Annotated in this window: 13 protein-coding genes; 4 read left to right on the top strand and 9 right to left on the bottom strand. The window is 52.6% G+C overall.

Annotated elements, in window-relative coordinates; genetic code table 11:
• Positions 1-1281 (bottom strand): tRNA (N(6)-L-threonylcarbamoyladenosine(37)-C(2))-methylthiotransferase MtaB, encoded by a 1281-nt coding sequence (gene mtaB, locus DEV76_RS09225; protein WP_109697588.1) that lies wholly within the window; start codon positions 1279-1281, stop codon positions 1-3.
• 115 nt (positions 1282-1396) lie between these two features.
• Between mtaB and DEV76_RS09220 the strand changes: the two genes are divergently transcribed.
• Both DEV76_RS09220 and priA read left to right on the top strand, forming a co-directional pair.
• Positions 1397-2161 (top strand): lysophospholipid acyltransferase family protein, encoded by a 765-nt coding sequence (locus DEV76_RS09220; protein ID WP_109697587.1) that lies wholly within the window; start codon positions 1397-1399, stop codon positions 2159-2161.
• Entirely contained in the window at positions 2158-4602 is a 2445-nt protein-coding gene (priA, locus tag DEV76_RS09215; RefSeq protein WP_109697586.1) for a replication restart helicase PriA, read from the top strand. Before DEV76_RS09220 ends, priA begins: the two co-directional genes overlap by 4 nt.
• A 3-nt stretch (positions 4603-4605) precedes the next feature.
• On the opposite strand, the gene DEV76_RS09210 is transcribed toward priA, so the two are convergent.
• A complete protein-coding gene (locus tag DEV76_RS09210) occupies positions 4606-5250 on the bottom strand; it encodes an NAD(P)H-binding protein (RefSeq protein WP_157962795.1) in 645 nt (214 codons plus the stop codon).
• Positions 5251-5307: 57 nt separating this feature from the next.
• On the opposite strand from DEV76_RS09210, the gene murB reads away from it, so the two are divergent.
• On the top strand, positions 5308-6324 hold the full coding sequence (gene murB / locus DEV76_RS09205) for a UDP-N-acetylmuramate dehydrogenase (RefSeq protein WP_109697584.1): 1017 nt from the start codon (positions 5308-5310) through the stop codon (positions 6322-6324).
• Here murB and DEV76_RS09200 read toward each other — a convergent pair.
• From DEV76_RS09200 to nagB, 5 genes are all read right to left on the bottom strand, one after another.
• Positions 6317-7288 carry a YpdA family putative bacillithiol disulfide reductase gene (locus tag DEV76_RS09200; RefSeq protein ID WP_109697583.1) on the bottom strand — a complete coding sequence of 324 codons (972 nt, stop codon included), beginning with the start codon at positions 7286-7288 and terminating at the stop codon, positions 6317-6319. The two genes, murB and DEV76_RS09200, sit on opposite strands and share 8 nt — an antisense overlap.
• 3 nt (positions 7289-7291) lie before the next feature.
• Positions 7292-7969, bottom strand: a complete 678-nt coding sequence (locus DEV76_RS09195) for a type 1 glutamine amidotransferase (protein ID WP_109697582.1) — start codon at positions 7967-7969, stop codon at positions 7292-7294.
• Positions 7970-7976: 7 nt separating this feature from the next.
• Positions 7977-8459 (bottom strand): GNAT family N-acetyltransferase, encoded by a 483-nt coding sequence (locus DEV76_RS09190; protein WP_109697581.1) that lies wholly within the window; start codon positions 8457-8459, stop codon positions 7977-7979.
• A gap of 14 nt (positions 8460-8473) precedes the next feature.
• Complete coding sequence (locus tag DEV76_RS09185; RefSeq protein WP_109697580.1) at positions 8474-9847, bottom strand: DNA recombination protein RmuC; 1374 nt, start codon at positions 9845-9847, stop codon at positions 8474-8476.
• Positions 9848-9970: 123 nt separating this feature from the next.
• Positions 9971-11896 carry a glucosamine-6-phosphate deaminase gene (nagB, locus tag DEV76_RS09180; RefSeq protein WP_109697579.1) on the bottom strand — a complete coding sequence of 642 codons (1926 nt, stop codon included), beginning with the start codon at positions 11894-11896 and terminating at the stop codon, positions 9971-9973.
• A gap of 254 nt (positions 11897-12150) precedes the next feature.
• Between nagB and DEV76_RS09175 the strand changes: the two genes are divergently transcribed.
• Positions 12151-12561, top strand: coding sequence for a hypothetical protein (locus DEV76_RS09175; RefSeq protein ID WP_109697578.1), 411 nt, complete (start codon positions 12151-12153; stop codon positions 12559-12561).
• Between the two features lie 132 nt (positions 12562-12693).
• Here DEV76_RS09175 and DEV76_RS09170 read toward each other — a convergent pair whose 3' ends face one another.
• Both DEV76_RS09170 and DEV76_RS09165 read right to left on the bottom strand, forming a co-directional pair.
• Positions 12694-14991, bottom strand: a complete 2298-nt coding sequence (locus DEV76_RS09170; RefSeq protein ID WP_109697577.1) for a glycoside hydrolase family 20 protein — start codon at positions 14989-14991, stop codon at positions 12694-12696.
• A gap of 6 nt (positions 14992-14997) precedes the next feature.
• On the bottom strand, positions 14998-15951 hold the full coding sequence (locus DEV76_RS09165; protein ID WP_109697576.1) for a bZIP transcription factor: 954 nt from the start codon (positions 15949-15951) through the stop codon (positions 14998-15000).
• Positions 15952-15967: the final 16 nt, after the last annotated feature.

The raw sequence follows: 15967 nt of genomic DNA, 5'->3' as shown, positions 1-15967 counted from the left end.
TTAGCGCAGTTCCCAATCCACTAATCTGTTGCTCCATTCTTCGCGGAAAGGAGTGGAGATTTTGATGTAGTTGTCGGTATAACCATCCATCATGCCATCTTTCCCGTGCGATTCGAAAAGTACTTTGCGCGTTTGGCCGGTATGCTGCTCCGTGAAGAACGACATTTTTTTGTGGCTCAGGTTGCGCAATGCCTTGTTCCGTTCGTTGCGAACGTTAACGGGAACAACCGGGTTAATGGTGAGGGCATGGGTATTGTCGCGCTCACTGTAAGTGAATACGTGTAAGTAGGAGATATCGAGACCGTGGAGGAAGTCGTATGTTACCTGGAAATGGGCATCGCTTTCTGAGGGGAAGCCCACAATAACATCTACCCCGATAGCGCAATGAGGCATCTTTTCCTTGATGCGTGCTACTTTTTCGGTATACAGCTCACGGCGGTAGCGGCGGCGCATCAGTGCGAGGATGTCGTTACTGCCGCTCTGCAATGGTATGTGGAAGTGGGGCATGAACTTATTGCTCTGTGCCACGAAATCGATGATTTCGTCGGTCAGCAGGTTGGGTTCGATGCTGGAGATGCGGTAGCGTTCAATACCATCTACCTTATCCAGTTCCCGGATAAGATCGTAGAAAGATTCTTCCCTTCTTTTTCCTCCTTCGAAGCCTTTCCCGAAATCACCGAGGTTTACGCCGGTGAGTACGATTTCTTTTACGCCATTGCCCGCCAGTTCATGGACATTACCCAGTACGTTGGCGATACTGTCGCTCCGGGATATGCCCCGTGCCATGGGGATGGTGCAGAAGGAGCAGGTATAATCACAGCCATCCTGCACCTTGAGGAAGGTACGGGTACGGTCGTTCAGGGAATAGCTGGAATGGAAGGTGTTAACGTCTTCAATGTCGCAGGAGCATACTTTGGCGCCGTTATCACCTTTGGTGAGCTCGCGGATATGGTCTGCAATATTGAATTTTTCGGCAGCGCCGAGTACCAGGTCTACACCCGGGATGCTGGCGATCTCCGTGGGTTTGAGCTGGGCATAGCAGCCGGTAATAACTACCATGGAGCCGGGGGAGCGGCGCTGAATGCGGCGTACGAGGTGCCGGCATTCCTTATCGGCATTATCGGTAACGGAACAGGTGTTGATCACATATACATCTGCTATATCGTCAAATTCCTTCCGCACGAAACCGTCCTTTTCCATCATCCGCCCGATGGTGGATGTCTCCGAAAAGTTCAGTTTACAGCCTAATGTGTGAAATGCCACTGATTTTGTACCTGTCATAAGGATGGCAAAGGTACGACATCCCGGGATTTTTCCGGCTATTGATATATGAAAAGAACGATATGTATGGCCCGCCCTTGAAAAGCTCCCCGGGATACAGTAACTTGCCGGTTTTATGCGTGTATTATCGAAAATCCTGAAGGGCATTTATGTTGTGTACGCCGCAGTGATCTGGCTGGCCATAATGCTCGTGATACTTCTGCCCATCGTGGCCGTGTCTTTCCTGGGAAAAGTGAAGGGAGGGAACCTGGTATTCTATTTCCTGCGTTTCTGGGCGCATGTATGGTTCCCGGCCGTGGGCATCATCGTAACCCGTAAATGGATCACCCCCCGCACCAAAGAACCCTGTATTTACCTCGCTAACCACGCCAGTTACCTCGATGCGGCCCTTGCCGTTAAGGTAATGCCCCTGCCTTTCCGCCCTCTAGGGAAGAGCGAACTCTCCAAAGTGCCCCTTTTCGGCATGATTTACAGCCGTTCAGTGGTTCCGGTAGACCGTTCCAGCGCCCGTGGCCGGGTACAGTCTGTCCGCGATATGATGTTCATGCTCCAGCACAAAGTGAGCCTCCTCATCTTCCCCGAAGGCACTACCAACAATTCCGATCAGCCGCTGCTGCCCTTCCACCAGGGGGCTTTCCGTATAGCAATAGAAACCCAGACGGCCATCCGGCCCGTGATATATGTAGATTGCCGCGCCCGCCTGGCCGAGCTGGATCCTATGAGCTTCAACCCCGGCCGTTGCCGCGTGGTATTTATGGAGCCGGTACCGGTTAAAGGCCTCACCATTGAAGACGTACCCGCCCTCCGTCAGAAAGTATATGACCTGATGGATGCCGAACTGCGCAAATACAGGGAGTTTCCGGCGCTCCAGCCCGCATGAAATACGCCGATGTCATATTGCCCTTAGCTCTGCCGCGGAATTACACCTACGCCGTACCCCCTGAGATGGAAGGTTCCATCCAGCCCGGCTCCCGTGTGGCCGTTCAACTCGGTAAAGCAAAACGGTATGCAGGCATCGTGAAAAGCATCCACGAGCTGCCCCCTTCGGCCTATAAAACCAAACCCATCCAGGATGTGCTCGATAAAGACCCTGTGGTGTACCCCACCCAGCTGGCCTTCTGGGAATGGATAGCGCAGTATTACATGTGCAACGAAGGCGATGTGCTCAATGCCGCCCTCCCCGCACACCTCAAGCTCTCCAGCGAAACGGTACTGCTGTATAACGACGCCTATGGCGACGATTTCACTGATCTCAACGACCACGAATACCTTATTGCCGAAGCCCTCCAGATCCGTAAGGAACTCCGCATCGGCGAAGTACAACTCATTCTCGACCGCCTCGATATCTATTCCGTCATTAAACAACTCATCGAAAAGCAGGTATGCCTCGTTTACGAAGAGCTGAAGGAATCCTATAAGGCCAAACTGGAGAACTATGTGATCCTGAGCCCCGCATATGAAACAGACGAGGCGCTGGCTCCCCTGTTCGATGAACTGGCACGCGCTCCCAAACAGATGGAATTGCTCCTGGCATATCTCCACCTCGTAAGGTCGCAGGGCGCCGTCGTACAAAGTGAACTCCTGAAGAAATCAGGCGCCTCCGCTGCCCAGCTGAAAGGCCTGGTAGACAAGGGTGTTCTTAAAGTAGAGAAACGACAGGTAGACAGGGTGCCGCTTGGCAAACTGGAAACACTGGTTGATTTTGAACTGAGTCCTGCCCAGGAAAAAGCCCTTGCCGAAATTCGGAACGGCTTCCAGGATAAACAGGTGGCCCTGCTGCACGGCGTTACCTCCAGCGGTAAAACGCAGATCTACGTAAAGCTCATCGAGGATGCACTGGCTTCTGGCAAACAGGTATTATACCTCCTCCCGGAAATAGCGCTTACCGCACAGATCATCCGCAGGCTGCAGAAGCACTTTGCAGGACAGGTAGGCATCTATCATTCCCGCTTCTCGAACAACGAGCGCGTGGAGATATGGAACAAAGTAAAAAGCGGGGAGATCCGCATTGTGCTGGGCGCACGATCCAGCCTGCTGTTGCCCTTCCGCGACATTGGCCTCATCATCCTCGACGAAGAACACGACCCTTCCTTTAAACAACACGAACCCGCCCCACGCTACCATGCGCGGGACGCGGCTATATATTACGCCAGTCTTTTCAAAGCCAAAGTACTCCTGGGCTCTGCCACCCCCGCGCTGGAAAGCTACTTCAACGCCAAACAGGGCAAATATGCCCTCGTGGAATTGCAGGAACGCTACGGCGGTATAGACATGCCCGACATCGAAATCGTGGACATGAAGAAGGAACTGGCGCTGAAAGAAGTGGTGAGCAATTTTACTTCGGTGCTGCGCAAGCAGATCGAACAATCGCTGGCGGATAAGAAACAGGTGATCCTTTTCCAAAACCGCCGCGGATACGCCCCCTTTATCATCTGCACCACCTGCGGCTGGATACCCAACTGCAAACAGTGCGATGTATCCCTCACATATCATAAGTACCAGGATAAGCTCAGCTGCCACTATTGCGGTACGCGATATCCTTACATTCACATATGCGGTGCCTGCGGCAGTCAAACGCTGCAGACAAAAAATTTCGGTACCGAAAAGATCGAGGAAGACCTGGTGGCGCTGTTTCCCAAAGCACGCATCGCCCGTATGGATCTCGACGCTATCCGGAATAAGGACAGTCATAACAAAATGATCCAGCTGCTGGAACAACGGGAGATCGATATCCTTGTGGGCACGCAGATGGTGGTGAAAGGACTGGATTTCGAGAATGTAAACCTCGTGGGCATCCTCAGTGCCGACAGTCTGCTAAGCTACCCCGACTTCCGGGTGAACGAGCGTGCCTTCCAGCTGATGGAGCAGGTAAGCGGCCGCTCCGGGCGAAGGGACGGGAAAGGCAAAGTAGTGATCCAGGCCAGTAATACGCGGCATCCTATCCTGCAATTTGTGGTGGAGCATAACTACCGCAAGATGTATGAAAGCGAGATCGCGGAGCGGGAGCAATTCGGTTATCCGCCGTTTTACCGGCTCATGAAAATTACTTTGAAGCATAAGCAGCAGCAAACGGTTGAACAGGCCGCCATGGTGCTGGGCAACTGGCTGAAGCCGCAACTGGGCCACCAGCTGGTAGGGCCTGCCGCGCCGCTGGTAACCCGTGTGAGAGGTTTCTATCTGCAGGAAATGCTAATTAAGCTGCCGAAGGATAGTAAGAAGATCACGCAAATAAAGCAGCTGGCGAAGGAGATGTTCCTGCAGCTCACTATAGAAAAGCAGTTCCGCTCCGTCATCATCATCCCGGATGTAGACTGTGTGTAAATGTTAAGTCTGGTGGAAGAGAATGTAATGCACACCGGTTTTCCCGCTTTCTGATAATTCCCGCATTTTACCGGCTACATTTTCCGCTTTTACCGGACGGTATTTGCGCCATCTGCCGCGCATAAGAAAGCTGAAAACAGGCATGAGCATGATCGCGATCTGTTCACCAAAGCGTACTTCTTTCCGGTTGCCGGTGAGGAAGCTGGGCTGGTAAATAAAGAGTGAGGGGAATTGTAACGCACGCAGTGCCGCTTCTGTACGGCCTTTGGTGCGGAGGTAGAAGTTTTTGGAAGAGGCCTGTGCGCCGATGGAAGAAACGAGGTGGAACTGGGTGATCCCGTTTTTCCTGGCGATGGTGCCACAGCGAACCGGAATTGCATAGTCAACAGCATTAAATGCTTCCTGGCTGCCGGCTTTTTTGATAGTGGTACCGATACAGCAGAACAGTACATCGCCGTGAAGGACAGACTCCAGGGCCATATCATCCGTGAAGTCTACCACTACCTGCTCCAGCCGCCCGTCGCGCAGGGGGAGGGGTTTGCGCAGCAGCGCTTTTACTTTTGTGAACTGGCTGTTTTTCAGGAGATCCTGTACCAGTAGAGAACCAATGAGGCCTGTGGCCCCGATCACAATTGCTGTTCCCCGCATATGAATGTTGATTATATTTGTTCCGTTATTAAAGATAGGACATTTGAACACTTGCATATGAGGGTATTAGAAAATGTTTCGCTCCGGCCTTACAACACATTTGGTATAGATGCCGTATCCCGGTATTTCGCTTCCTTCCATTCCCGCGAACAGCTGGAAACCCTGCTGCTGGATCCGCAGTACGCCACCCTGCCCCGGCTCATCCTCGGCGGCGGCAGCAACATCCTGCTCACCAAAGATTTTGATGGTATCATTTTAAAGAATGAAATCAAAGGAATTACTTCCATCCGGGAAGATGCTGATTATGTGTACGTAAAAGCCGGCGCCGGTGAAAACTGGCACCAGTTTGTGATGGACTGCATCGCGAAAGGGCTCGGCGGACTGGAAAACCTTTCCCTCATCCCCGGCAACGTAGGTGCCAGCCCCATGCAAAACATCGGGGCATATGGCGTGGAAATCAAGGATGTTTTCCATGAGCTGGAAGCATTTCATCTGCACGACAGGGAAGTGCGTGTGTTCGACCGGGAAGCCTGTGCTTTCGGGTACCGCGAAAGCGTGTTCAAGCATCAGTATAAAGATCAGTTCGCCATACTTAATGTTACTTACCGGCTCTCCAAAAAGCCGGTATTCAATACCAGCTACGGCGCCATTGAGCAGGAGCTGGAGCGTATGGGCGCAAAGGAACTGACGATCCGGAATATCAGCCAGGCCGTTATCAATATCCGTTCTTCCAAACTCCCTAATCCTGCGGAGATCGGTAATGCCGGCAGCTTCTTCAAGAATCCGGAAGTAACTGCCGAAACATATGAATCACTGAAACTTGCCTTCCCTAACATAGTGGCTTACCCGCTGGCCAATGGGCATTTCAAACTGGCTGCAGGCTGGCTCATAGAGCAGGCCGGCTGGAAAGGATACCGTAACGGTGATGCAGGCGTACACGAACGCCAGGCGCTGGTGCTCGTTAACTACGGGCATGCGGCAGGGGAAGATATCGTGGAATTGTCGTGGAAGGTGGTAGACAGTGTGAAGGAGAAATTCGGCGTGGTACTCGAGCGCGAAGTCAATATCATTTAGTTTTTGCGGCAATATGGCGGATGATTTTATCCGCATGTTCACGGGAGTTCTCGATGAACCATACGTGCGTGTTCATACCCCCGCAAACCACACCGGCAAGGTAGATGCCGGGCATATTGGTTTCCATCGTGTCTTCGTTATACACAGGCTCCTTTACCCCGTCGGCCGACAGCTGGATGCCTGCATTCTCCAGGAAATGGAAATCGGGCTGATAGCCCGTGGTGGCAATCACGAAATCGTTCGGGATGGTGATAACCCCTTCGGGTGTAAGGATATCTGCTTCCTGCTCCCGGATGCCTGCAAGTGTTGAATGGAAATAGGCTTTGATGCTCCCTTCTTTTATCCGGTTCTCTATATCCGGTTTTACCCAATATTTTACCCGCCTCCCGATCCCTTCTTCCCGGATTACCATAGTTACATCGGCCCCTTTGCGGTAGGTTTCCAGCGCGGCATCTACAGCGGAATTATTAGCGCCAACCACGATCACTTTGCGCGTGGCGTAATAGTGGGGGTCTTTGTAGTAGTGGGTTACTTTGGGAAGGTCTTCCCCGGGAATGCGGAGCAGGTTGGGAATATCGTAGAAGCCTGTAGCCACCACGATGTTTGCGGCTTCGTACACTGCTTTATCCGTGATCACGGTATAGCCGGTGTCTGCAGGTTTGATGGTAACTACTTTTTCAAACAGGTGGATGCAGACGTTTTTACTCACGGCTACACGGCGGTAATATTCGAGTGCTTCGGGCCGGGTGGGCTTGGCATTGTTGGAAACGAAAGGGATACCGCCTATCTCCAGTTTTTCGCTGGTGGAGAAGAAGGTCATGTTGATGGGGTACCGGTAGAGGGAATTCACGAGGCAGCCCTTTTCGATCACCACATAATCCAGTCCCTGTTGCTGCGCTGCCAGTGCGCAGGCGAGGCCAATGGGGCCGCCGCCCACGATCAGTAATGCTACCTTTTTTGCCATATGCTAATGTACGCCATTTTGTTCCAGTGAATCGAGCAGCCGGAAGAGGGGGGCCGTGGCTGCCCTGGTATGATGCAGGCCCTGGCGAAGTACTTCGACACTTTGTACCCATTTGCTTTCCTGCAGATCGTGCCCGCAGGCTTCAATCATACCTTCCAGCGAAGCCGGCGTCATCTCCATATGGAATTGCAGACCTACGGCGTTGTTTCCGAACTGAAAAGCCTGGTTCCTTGTAACGGGCGATTCCGCCAGAAGTACGGCCCCTTCGGGCAGGTCGAAGGTATCGCCATGCCAGTGGCAAACGGTGAGCGTATCGGGCGCCCAGGGGGCTTTAAACGCAACGGGGAACCAGCCTATCTCTTTTTCGGTGTTCGGGTATACTTTGGCACCGAGGGAGGCAGCCAGTAATTGGGAGCCGAGGCATACACCGAGAACGGGCTTACCGGATTCTACCGCGTCGTTGATAAAGGCGATCTCGTTACGGAGCCAGGGGTATTTATCGGTTTCATTCACACTCATCGGTCCGCCCATGATTACGAGCATATCCACATCGGCCGCGGCGGGCAGGGGATCGTTGTCATAGAAACGGGTGTATTCAAGGGTATGGCCCCTCTCTTCCGCCCATTCCGCAATGGCGGCGGGCCCTTCAAAAAATGCGTGCTGGAAAATACGGATGCGCATTGCTGTGTCAGAGTTGATAATGATAGAATTTTTTGTCTACCGGCATGATGTAAGGCCCGTCGGGGATTACGTTTCTTTCCACCTGCACAAATCCGTTCTTTTCATAGAAGCGGTGGGCGGCGTGGAGTATTTCGGCGGTGCCGAGGTAGATGTCGGAATATTCATGTGTTCGTGCCCATTCCTTCAGGGCTTCCAGCAGCCGGAGGGCAACACCGTGTTCGCGGCCACGGTAGTCCTGGTGAACGAACATCTTACGAAGGGCGCCTTTTCCTTCGCCAAGATCCATCAGTGAAATGGTGCCGATGAGCCGGCCGTTATGTTCCGCAATCCAGAAGTTACTGATACCCTGCTGGTACACACCAGGGATATCGGCGAGGTCGGGCTGCTGCTCTCGGGTTACGGGCAGTCCAAATTCCTTTTGCTGGATGTGGAGGATGAAATCATAGATCTGCCCCGCATATTCAGGGGAGAAAGGTTGCACGTTGATCATTGTTCTTCGGGGTTTTAACCATTCCCCGGGATGGCTTTGAGTCCGTCGTCAGGGAACCGGATGTCCATGTCATTTGCAATATCTCTGGGCAGGGATTTGGTGGTTTTAGCATCCAGATCCCTGATCTGTTCAAGTTTACCGATAATGGTATCGCCCTTGCGTTTACCTTCTTTCAGGCGGTTCATGGCTTCGGTATAGGCCATGCCTGCTTTGTTGATATGCTCTCCCATGCCCTGCATTTCTTCGAGGAAAAGGATGAACTTATCGTACAGGAGGCCGCACTGGCGGAAAATCTCGTCCACATTCCTTGCCCTGTTTTCATGCTGCCACAGCTGCCGCACGATCTTGAACGTGGCTACGAGGGTGGAAGGGGTGATCAGTACTACTTTCTTGCTGAGGGCACGGTTGAAGATTTCCGGACTTTCGTTCAGTGCCAAAGTGAGGGCGGGTTCAAAGTGCATGAACATGAATACGAAGTCGGGAGATTTGAGAGTGCCGAGGCGCTGGTAGTTGCGGGCGCCGAGCTCGTCGATATGTTCGTTGATGCTGCGTACGAGTTGTTTGATATGGAGCTTCTTTTCTTCGGGGTCCTGTGTGTTGAAATAAGCCACATAGGAATTGAGGCTCACCTTGCTGTCGATAATGAGATGCTTGCCGTCGGGCAGTTTAAGGATGAAGTCGGGCCGGTAATTGCGGGCTTCCTCGCGGTCGCGGTGTACTTCTTCGCTGGTGTAGTCGATGTATTTCTGCAGCCCTTCCGATTCGAGGATGAGCCGCAGGCGGTCTTCCCCCCAGTTGCCCTGTACTTTTACATCGGATTTGAGGGCGCTGGCGAGGCGCTGTGCATCTTCACTGAGGCGGATATTGAGCTGCTGGAGGGATTCGATTTCTTTTTTCAGGGAGGTGAGGTCCTGGATATCTTCCTTGCGCGTGGCTTCAATGGTTTTGCGGAACTGCCCGATATCCGACTGCAGGGGAGCCAGTAAATGATCGAGGGAAAGCTTGTTGGTTTCGAGGAAATCGCGGCTTTTCTGGCGGAGGATGTCGTTAGCGAGGTTGGAGAACTCCTGGCGGTTGCTTTCGTGTATCTGCTTCAATTGCTCTCCCATCTGCGAAAGCTGCTCTTTTTCTTTATCTGCGGCGGCCACACGGGCAAGGAGTGTGCGGATCTCGGTTTCCTTTGTTTTCAGGTCCTGATCGCGCTGGTGTAGTGTAAAGAGGGTGCTGTCGTACATTTCGCGGGTTACATATCCTTCGTCTACCTGTTCCCGGCTCAGCCGCTGGGCCAGTTCGTGCTTCGGTACATAAAAACGGCGAAGGAGGAGCCAGCCGCCCAGGCCGCCGGCAAACAGCCCTGCCATCAGTACGAAAAGGAGGGTTAATGTCATATCATTCAAAGTTAATGAATCATCGCGAAGCGGCGCGGGCCGGATTATGCACAGGTGTGCATAAAACAAAAAAGGTCCGGGTTATGCACCCGGACCGTCTCAAACATATCTCTAAAGTTGACTTTACATGAAGTGGTAGCGCACGAAAGCTTCCATGGCGGCGTACTTCTGCAGGCCCAGTTTGTCGTACATGTCCGCAGTGTTGGCATTACGCTCTTCAGCGCGCTGCCAGAACTCGCGGGCGTCGGCACCCTGGAAGGGAACCACGTCTTTCTGGCTCTGGTGAATGAAGATACCGAGGCGTTTCTGCATGATCTGGTCGGGGCTCATGGGCACGGCCATTTCGATCTCGTGGATATCCCATTCCTGCCATGCGCCTTTGTACAGCCAAACCCAGCAATCTTTCGCCCAATCGTCATTCTTCACGATTTCGAGTGCTGCGAAGATCACGTCGAGGCAAACCTTGTGGGTGCCATGCGGGTCTGCGAGGTCGCCTGCGCAGTAAATCTGCTGGGGCTTCAGTTCGCGGAGGAGTTCTACGGTCAGCTTCACGTCTTCAGGACCCATGGGTTTCTTTTCCACGAGGCCTGTTTCGTAGAAGGGCAGGTTCTGGAAGTGCGCATGATCGTCGCCTACGCCTACGTAGCGGCAGGTAGCTTTCGCTTCACCACGGCGGATCAGGCCTTTGATGGCACGGATCTCAGGGGTGTCTTTCTGGCTGGGCTTCTTGCTGGCGATGAAAGATTTCGCGTCTTCCAGGATCTGGGAGCTTTTGCTGCGGTCGATGTCGAACATGCCTTCGAAACCTACGGCGAAGTCGATAAAGCGGAGAACGAACTCATCGGTTACCGCGATGTTGCCGGAAGTCTGGTAAGCTACATGCACATCGTGGCCCTGCTCGTGCAGACGGATGAAGGTGCCGCCCATGGAGATGATATCATCATCGGGGTGGGGGCTGAAGATGAGGGCGCGTTTCTTTGCCGGTGTGGAGCGTTCCGGATGGTTAGGAAGCTGTGCACCGGGTTTGCCGCCGGGCCAGCCGGTAATGGTATCGCGGATAGCGTTGAATTCCTTGATATTCAGCTCATATGCGGAACCGTACTGTACGATCAGATCGTTCAGGCCGTTGTTATTATAATCCTTATCGGTGAGCATGAGGATGGGCTTGTTCAGCTTCAGCGCGAGGCTTGTTACTGCCTTGCGGGTGAGCAGGGGCGTCCATTCACAGTCGCCGGTGAGCCAGGGTTCCTTGTTACGGGTAAGCTCCGCTGCAGCCTGCTCATCGATCACGAATTTGCAGTTGGGGTGCTGTTGCAGAAGGGAAGCAGGTACCTGATCGGTGCTGCTGCCTTCTACGGAGCGGCGTACGATTTTGGCTTTGTGCTGGCCCCAGGCGAGGAGGATCACCTTTTTAGCCTTCATGATGGTGCCGATGCCGGCGGTAATGGCTAAACGGGGTACCTGGCTCATGTTGGAGAACTCGTAGGCATTCGCGAGGCGGGTGCTGTTATCCAGCGTTACCAGGCGGGTGTGGGAGTTTACATTGGAACCGGGTTCGTTGAAGCCGATGTGGCCGTTGTTACCGATACCCAGGATCTGGATGTCGATACCGCCAACGGTTTCGATCTTACGCTCGTAAGCTTCCGCGTACTGCTTGATCTGCTCTTTGGGAACAGTGCCGTCGGGGATATTGTAATTCTCGGTGGGAATGTCGATGTGATTGAACAAATGCTCTTTCATAAAGCGGTTGTAGCTCTGCAGGGCATCCGGTTCGATAGGGTAGTACTCGTCGAGGTTAAAGGTTACCACGTTTTTAAAGCTGAGGCCTTCTTCTTTGTGGAGGCGAACCAGCTCTGCATAAAGGTACTTCGGAGTGGATCCGGTGGCAAGACCTAATACGGCAGGTTCATTAGCAGCCTGCTTTTCACGTATAAGAGCAGCGATCTCCCTGGCTACGGCTTTGGAGCCTTCCTTCGCGTCAGGGTGGATGTCCACGGAAATCTGTTCGAAACTGTCGATCAGTTCAATTTCCTGGTGATTGATGGTCATTGTTCTGTTTTTTAATGCGTTTTCAAAAACGAGCCGGAAAATTAAATAAAATACAGGGAATGTTCTCGAAAATTTATGATTAACTATTTCCGGCCCCGTTTCTCCTTCTTAAATCCAAATGCATGGCAGCTCCGTAATTACTATCAACCTCCTGTTAACAAACCGGCAGACCACCTCCCTTACGGAGCGGCACCGGGGCAGGCGGGGTAACCTCAATAACCAGTCAGTAACCAATCATTTACAACGAAAACCACATGATGAACAAACTGATCCTTTTGGCAGCCAGTGCCACCTTCCTGCTGGGAATGGGTATTTCTCAACATGACAGATCTGGCCAGCCGGTAATCACCTCCGAAAGGGAAGCCAAATGGGTTAAATCCAGAACAGGCGCCTGGGCCGCGTATAAAGACGGTAAAAGCTACTGGTATAAGCTGGACAAAAATGCCCGCCTCTGGTGGAGCCCCAATGGCCGCGACTGGTCTGAAGTACCAGAAGGCATGTGGGCCGATAAACAGAATAAATGGCTGAAAATAGGGGAAGGGAAGTTGTGGTGGACCAACGATGATGGTAAAAACTTTGAAGAAGTGCCCGAATGGAAATGGCAGGGCCCCCGCGGGGAATGGTACAAATTCGATGCAAAATGGACTCTTTGGGTCACCAGATAAAGATTTTCATAGCGTCATAGGGAATATTTATTAATTGAGTCACGAATAGCATACAGATGAAGAAACAAGTCCGCCGCTCTTGAACGGTGGTCTGAAAGAAAAAAAGCCGGATCGTAAGATCCGGCTTTTTCATTACTGCACGATCAGCTCGTCTATAAAGAGCCATGCAGGCTCTCCTTTGCCCGGTGCACCATCCGGTATCCTGTCCAGCGCACGGAGGGTGAACTTCACATACCGCCCTTTCACATCAGTAAGGCCCACACGCCAGCGTACTATGCCATTGCCACCCGGCTCTTTCCGCAGCAGCACTTCTTTGAAATGCTTACCGTCTTCGGAAACTTCCACCTTCATCTCTTTGGGCGGATAAATCCATTGTTCCCTGTTGGCGAGGTAGTTGAGGCCCACCTGCGTAATCTGAGTGCTGTCGCCCAGATCAACTACCGCTACGGCCGTACCGCCGCTCCAGGCAGTCCACTGGTTATCGTTGAACTCCGGCACACCTTCAATCCCGTTTACAAGGGTGAATGCGCCCGGATTGTAGTTCTGGTGCGGTGTACGCGGCAGCTCCGGCGTTCTTCCCAGCGCCTTATGGAAAAGGAACCGCTGCTGCCATTCGTTGCCATAAGGCTTGCTATCCTGCAACACAATAGCCCGGATGGTACCGGTTTGGGTTACCGGGATGGGGCCGGTATAGGCAGTGGCGTTCATATCGGGTGCCGAGCTGTCTGTGGTAAACACAACCTTACCACCATCCAGCTTTGCATCGAGGCGTACCTGTACGCCGTTTTTGCCGTTGCTCTCCACGGTGGGGCGCACTTCAAATACATGCTTGGCATAGTTCACGCCTTTCTTCTCGAGGCGGGGGAGGTGGCGCTTCAGCCTTTCGAGGAAGCCGTCGAAATCTTTCTTCTCTTTGGGCGACCACAGCACTTCCGCCAGCGCTACCGCACGGGGATATACCATGTATTCCGCATGCTCCGGACTGCCGATATATTCCGTCCACAGGTTAGCCTGTGCTCCCTTAATGTAAGATGCTTCTTTAGGTGTAAGCCCTTCAGGCACCGGATCGTATCCATATACCTTGCTTACCGGCGTAAAGCCGCCGATGGCGAGGGGCTCGTTCTTGCCCTGCGACTGGTAATGGTCGAAGTACACGAAGCCACCGGGTGTCATGATTACATCGTGATGCTGCTTAGCCGCTGCTATGCCGCCTTCGATACCCCGCCAGCTCATTACGGTAGCGTTAGGGGCAAGGCCTCCTTCGAGGATCTCATCCCAGCCAATAATCTGACGGCCTTTTTCATTCAGCCACTTTTCCATCCGGCGGATGAAATAGCTCTGAAGGGCATGGCCGTCTTTCAGGCCTTCCGCTTTCATACGGGCCTGGCATTTGGGGCATTTATCCCAGCGCACCTTGGGGCATTCATCGCCACCGATGTGGATGTAAGTGGAAGGGAAAAGGATCATGACCTCTTCCAGAACGTTTTGCAGGAACTGGAAAGTGGAGTCGTTGCCTGCGCAGAACACATCGTCGAGCACGCCCCATTTGGTGCCTACCGCATACGGTCCGCCGGTACATCCCAGGTTGGGATATGCTGCGAGTGCTGCGAGGGCATGGCCCGGCATTTCGATTTCAGGGATCACGGTAACATGGCGCTCTGCCGCGTAAGCCACTACTTCCTTGATATCTTCCTGCGTATAAAAACCACCATATGGTTTACCATCGAATTTGTTGTCGGCATACCGGCCTTCCATGGTTTCTTTCCTTCTGCTGGCGATCTCCTGGAGTTTGGGGTAGCGCTTGATTTCGATGCGCCAGCCCTGATCGTCTGTCAGGTGCCAGTGGAAGGTATTCATTTTGTGCATCGACAGCAGGTCGATGTACTTTTTAACGAAAGAAACGGGGAAGAAGTGACGGCATACATCGAGGTGGAGGCCTCTGTATGCGAATCGCGGCTGGTCGGAGATGTTGACTCCCGGCAGCCAGTAGGCCGGTGCTGATTGTACGGGCATCAGCTGGATGAGGGTTTGCATGCCGTAAAAAGTACCGGCTGCATCGTCGCCCTCGATGGTTATGAGATCTTTCCCGACTTTAAGCTGGTACGCTTCTGCAATGGCCTTTTCCCCGGCAGGGCGGGTGCTGAACACGATGGCGTTCATGCTGCCACTATCTTTTACCTGTAACTCAAAGCCGCTGAGGGAGCTGAACCACTCATTGAATAGCCCGGCAGTTTGCCGGTCGGCCTCTGTGGCTGCTACGAGTACGGTTTGCTTGTCGAGCAGGAAGGAGTCTGCCGTTTCAGTGAGCCTGGCGGGCAGGGGAATGAGCTGTACGGGCGTTTTAGGCGCCGCGCCTTCCGGCCCGCGGGTATTGCAGGCAGCGAGGCCCGCAAGTGCGAATAGAGAAAGGAATACCGATTTAATGGTCATGTCTGTTTAAGGTTTATTTCCGGATGCAGCAGCCTTTAGCGCCTGACTCTCTTTTTCGAGCGCGGCTACTTTATCCTTCAGCTTATCATTTTCTTTTTTCAGTTCGATAAGATACAACGTTATTTCTTCGATTTTCTGCATCTGGATCTTTTGCATTTCTCCAATGTCGAGTCCTTTCTTTTCAATTTCAGTGGCAGAAGGCACATCGGGCAGTCTGCGCTCACGGAGGATATGTGCTTCAACCTGGAGCAGTGGCCGGAGGTCAAAGGCAGGATCGAACACATAATCGGGCCAGCCTGTCTGGGTAACTTTTACTTTTTTGGCGGTGATATCGCCGTTAACGGCCAGGAGACTTTGGGGAGTGGTGGTACCGATACCGACCTTCCCGTCGTGGTTTATATGCATATGCACGATAGGATCCACATAGCCTGCGTTGGAAGCCGGATTGGTAAGGAATTGCATATAGGTATCCCATGAACCACCCCGGTAAGAACGGATCATTGTTTTACCTGCATTCTGAAACTCAAATGAAATATCACGTTTGCTGTCAACACCTGCCGGCTGATTCGGGCCTAAGATCACTACTTTATTATATTTTGAATTAATGTTACTTCCAAAAATGGGATTAGGTGATACGATGCCTGTCTTAACATTCAGTACTCCGGTATTATCCAGATGCATAATCAATCTTTCATCGGTATTGTAACTAATGGCAGTATTGTTATGAGCCAGCCAGCGAAATCTGAACCCGCTGAGTGAATCACCATAAATGCCGTAATTAATTGAACCTGTAGATTCATGGATAAGCCCGGACCGGAAATTTGACGACCAGAAGCCGGGTTTAATCGTGTTGACGTAGGTGCTGTTCAGCCGGACTTCGGAAAATTCTCCGGGAGAGAGTTGGGCAAAAGCAGTTCCGCATGCAAGCATGGGCAACAATAAAATGATGATCTTTTTCATAGAAAAAAGGGAGGGT

Source organism: Chitinophaga deserti, assembly GCF_003149455.1.
In the GTDB taxonomy this organism is placed as follows: Bacteria; Bacteroidota; Bacteroidia; order Chitinophagales; family Chitinophagaceae; genus Chitinophaga; species Chitinophaga deserti.
The sequence above is the reverse complement of the archived record's forward strand: the minus strand, read 5'-3'. Positions and strand labels throughout refer to the sequence as shown.

Bases quoted from the DNA above. Each gene is read 5' to 3' on its own strand.
- mtaB (WP_109697588.1), bottom strand. From the start codon at position 1,281: ATGACAGGTACAAAATCAGTGGCATTTCACACATTAGGCTGTAAACTG.
- DEV76_RS09220 (WP_109697587.1), top strand. From the start codon at position 1,397: ATGCGTGTATTATCGAAAATCCTGAAGGGCATTTATGTTGTGTACGCC.
- priA (WP_109697586.1), top strand. From the start codon at position 2,158: ATGAAATACGCCGATGTCATATTGCCCTTAGCTCTGCCGCGGAATTAC.
- DEV76_RS09210 (WP_157962795.1), bottom strand. From the start codon at position 5,250: ATGCGGGGAACAGCAATTGTGATCGGGGCCACAGGCCTCATTGGTTCT.
- murB (WP_109697584.1), top strand. From the start codon at position 5,308: ATGAGGGTATTAGAAAATGTTTCGCTCCGGCCTTACAACACATTTGGT.
- DEV76_RS09200 (WP_109697583.1), bottom strand. From the start codon at position 7,288: ATGGCAAAAAAGGTAGCATTACTGATCGTGGGCGGCGGCCCCATTGGC.
- DEV76_RS09195 (WP_109697582.1), bottom strand. From the start codon at position 7,969: ATGCGCATCCGTATTTTCCAGCACGCATTTTTTGAAGGGCCCGCCGCC.
- DEV76_RS09190 (WP_109697581.1), bottom strand. From the start codon at position 8,459: ATGATCAACGTGCAACCTTTCTCCCCTGAATATGCGGGGCAGATCTAT.
- DEV76_RS09185 (WP_109697580.1), bottom strand. From the start codon at position 9,847: ATGACATTAACCCTCCTTTTCGTACTGATGGCAGGGCTGTTTGCCGGC.
- nagB (WP_109697579.1), bottom strand. From the start codon at position 11,896: ATGACCATCAATCACCAGGAAATTGAACTGATCGACAGTTTCGAACAG.
- DEV76_RS09175 (WP_109697578.1), top strand. From the start codon at position 12,151: ATGATGAACAAACTGATCCTTTTGGCAGCCAGTGCCACCTTCCTGCTG.
- DEV76_RS09170 (WP_109697577.1), bottom strand. From the start codon at position 14,991: ATGACCATTAAATCGGTATTCCTTTCTCTATTCGCACTTGCGGGCCTC.
- DEV76_RS09165 (WP_109697576.1), bottom strand. From the start codon at position 15,951: ATGAAAAAGATCATCATTTTATTGTTGCCCATGCTTGCATGCGGAACT.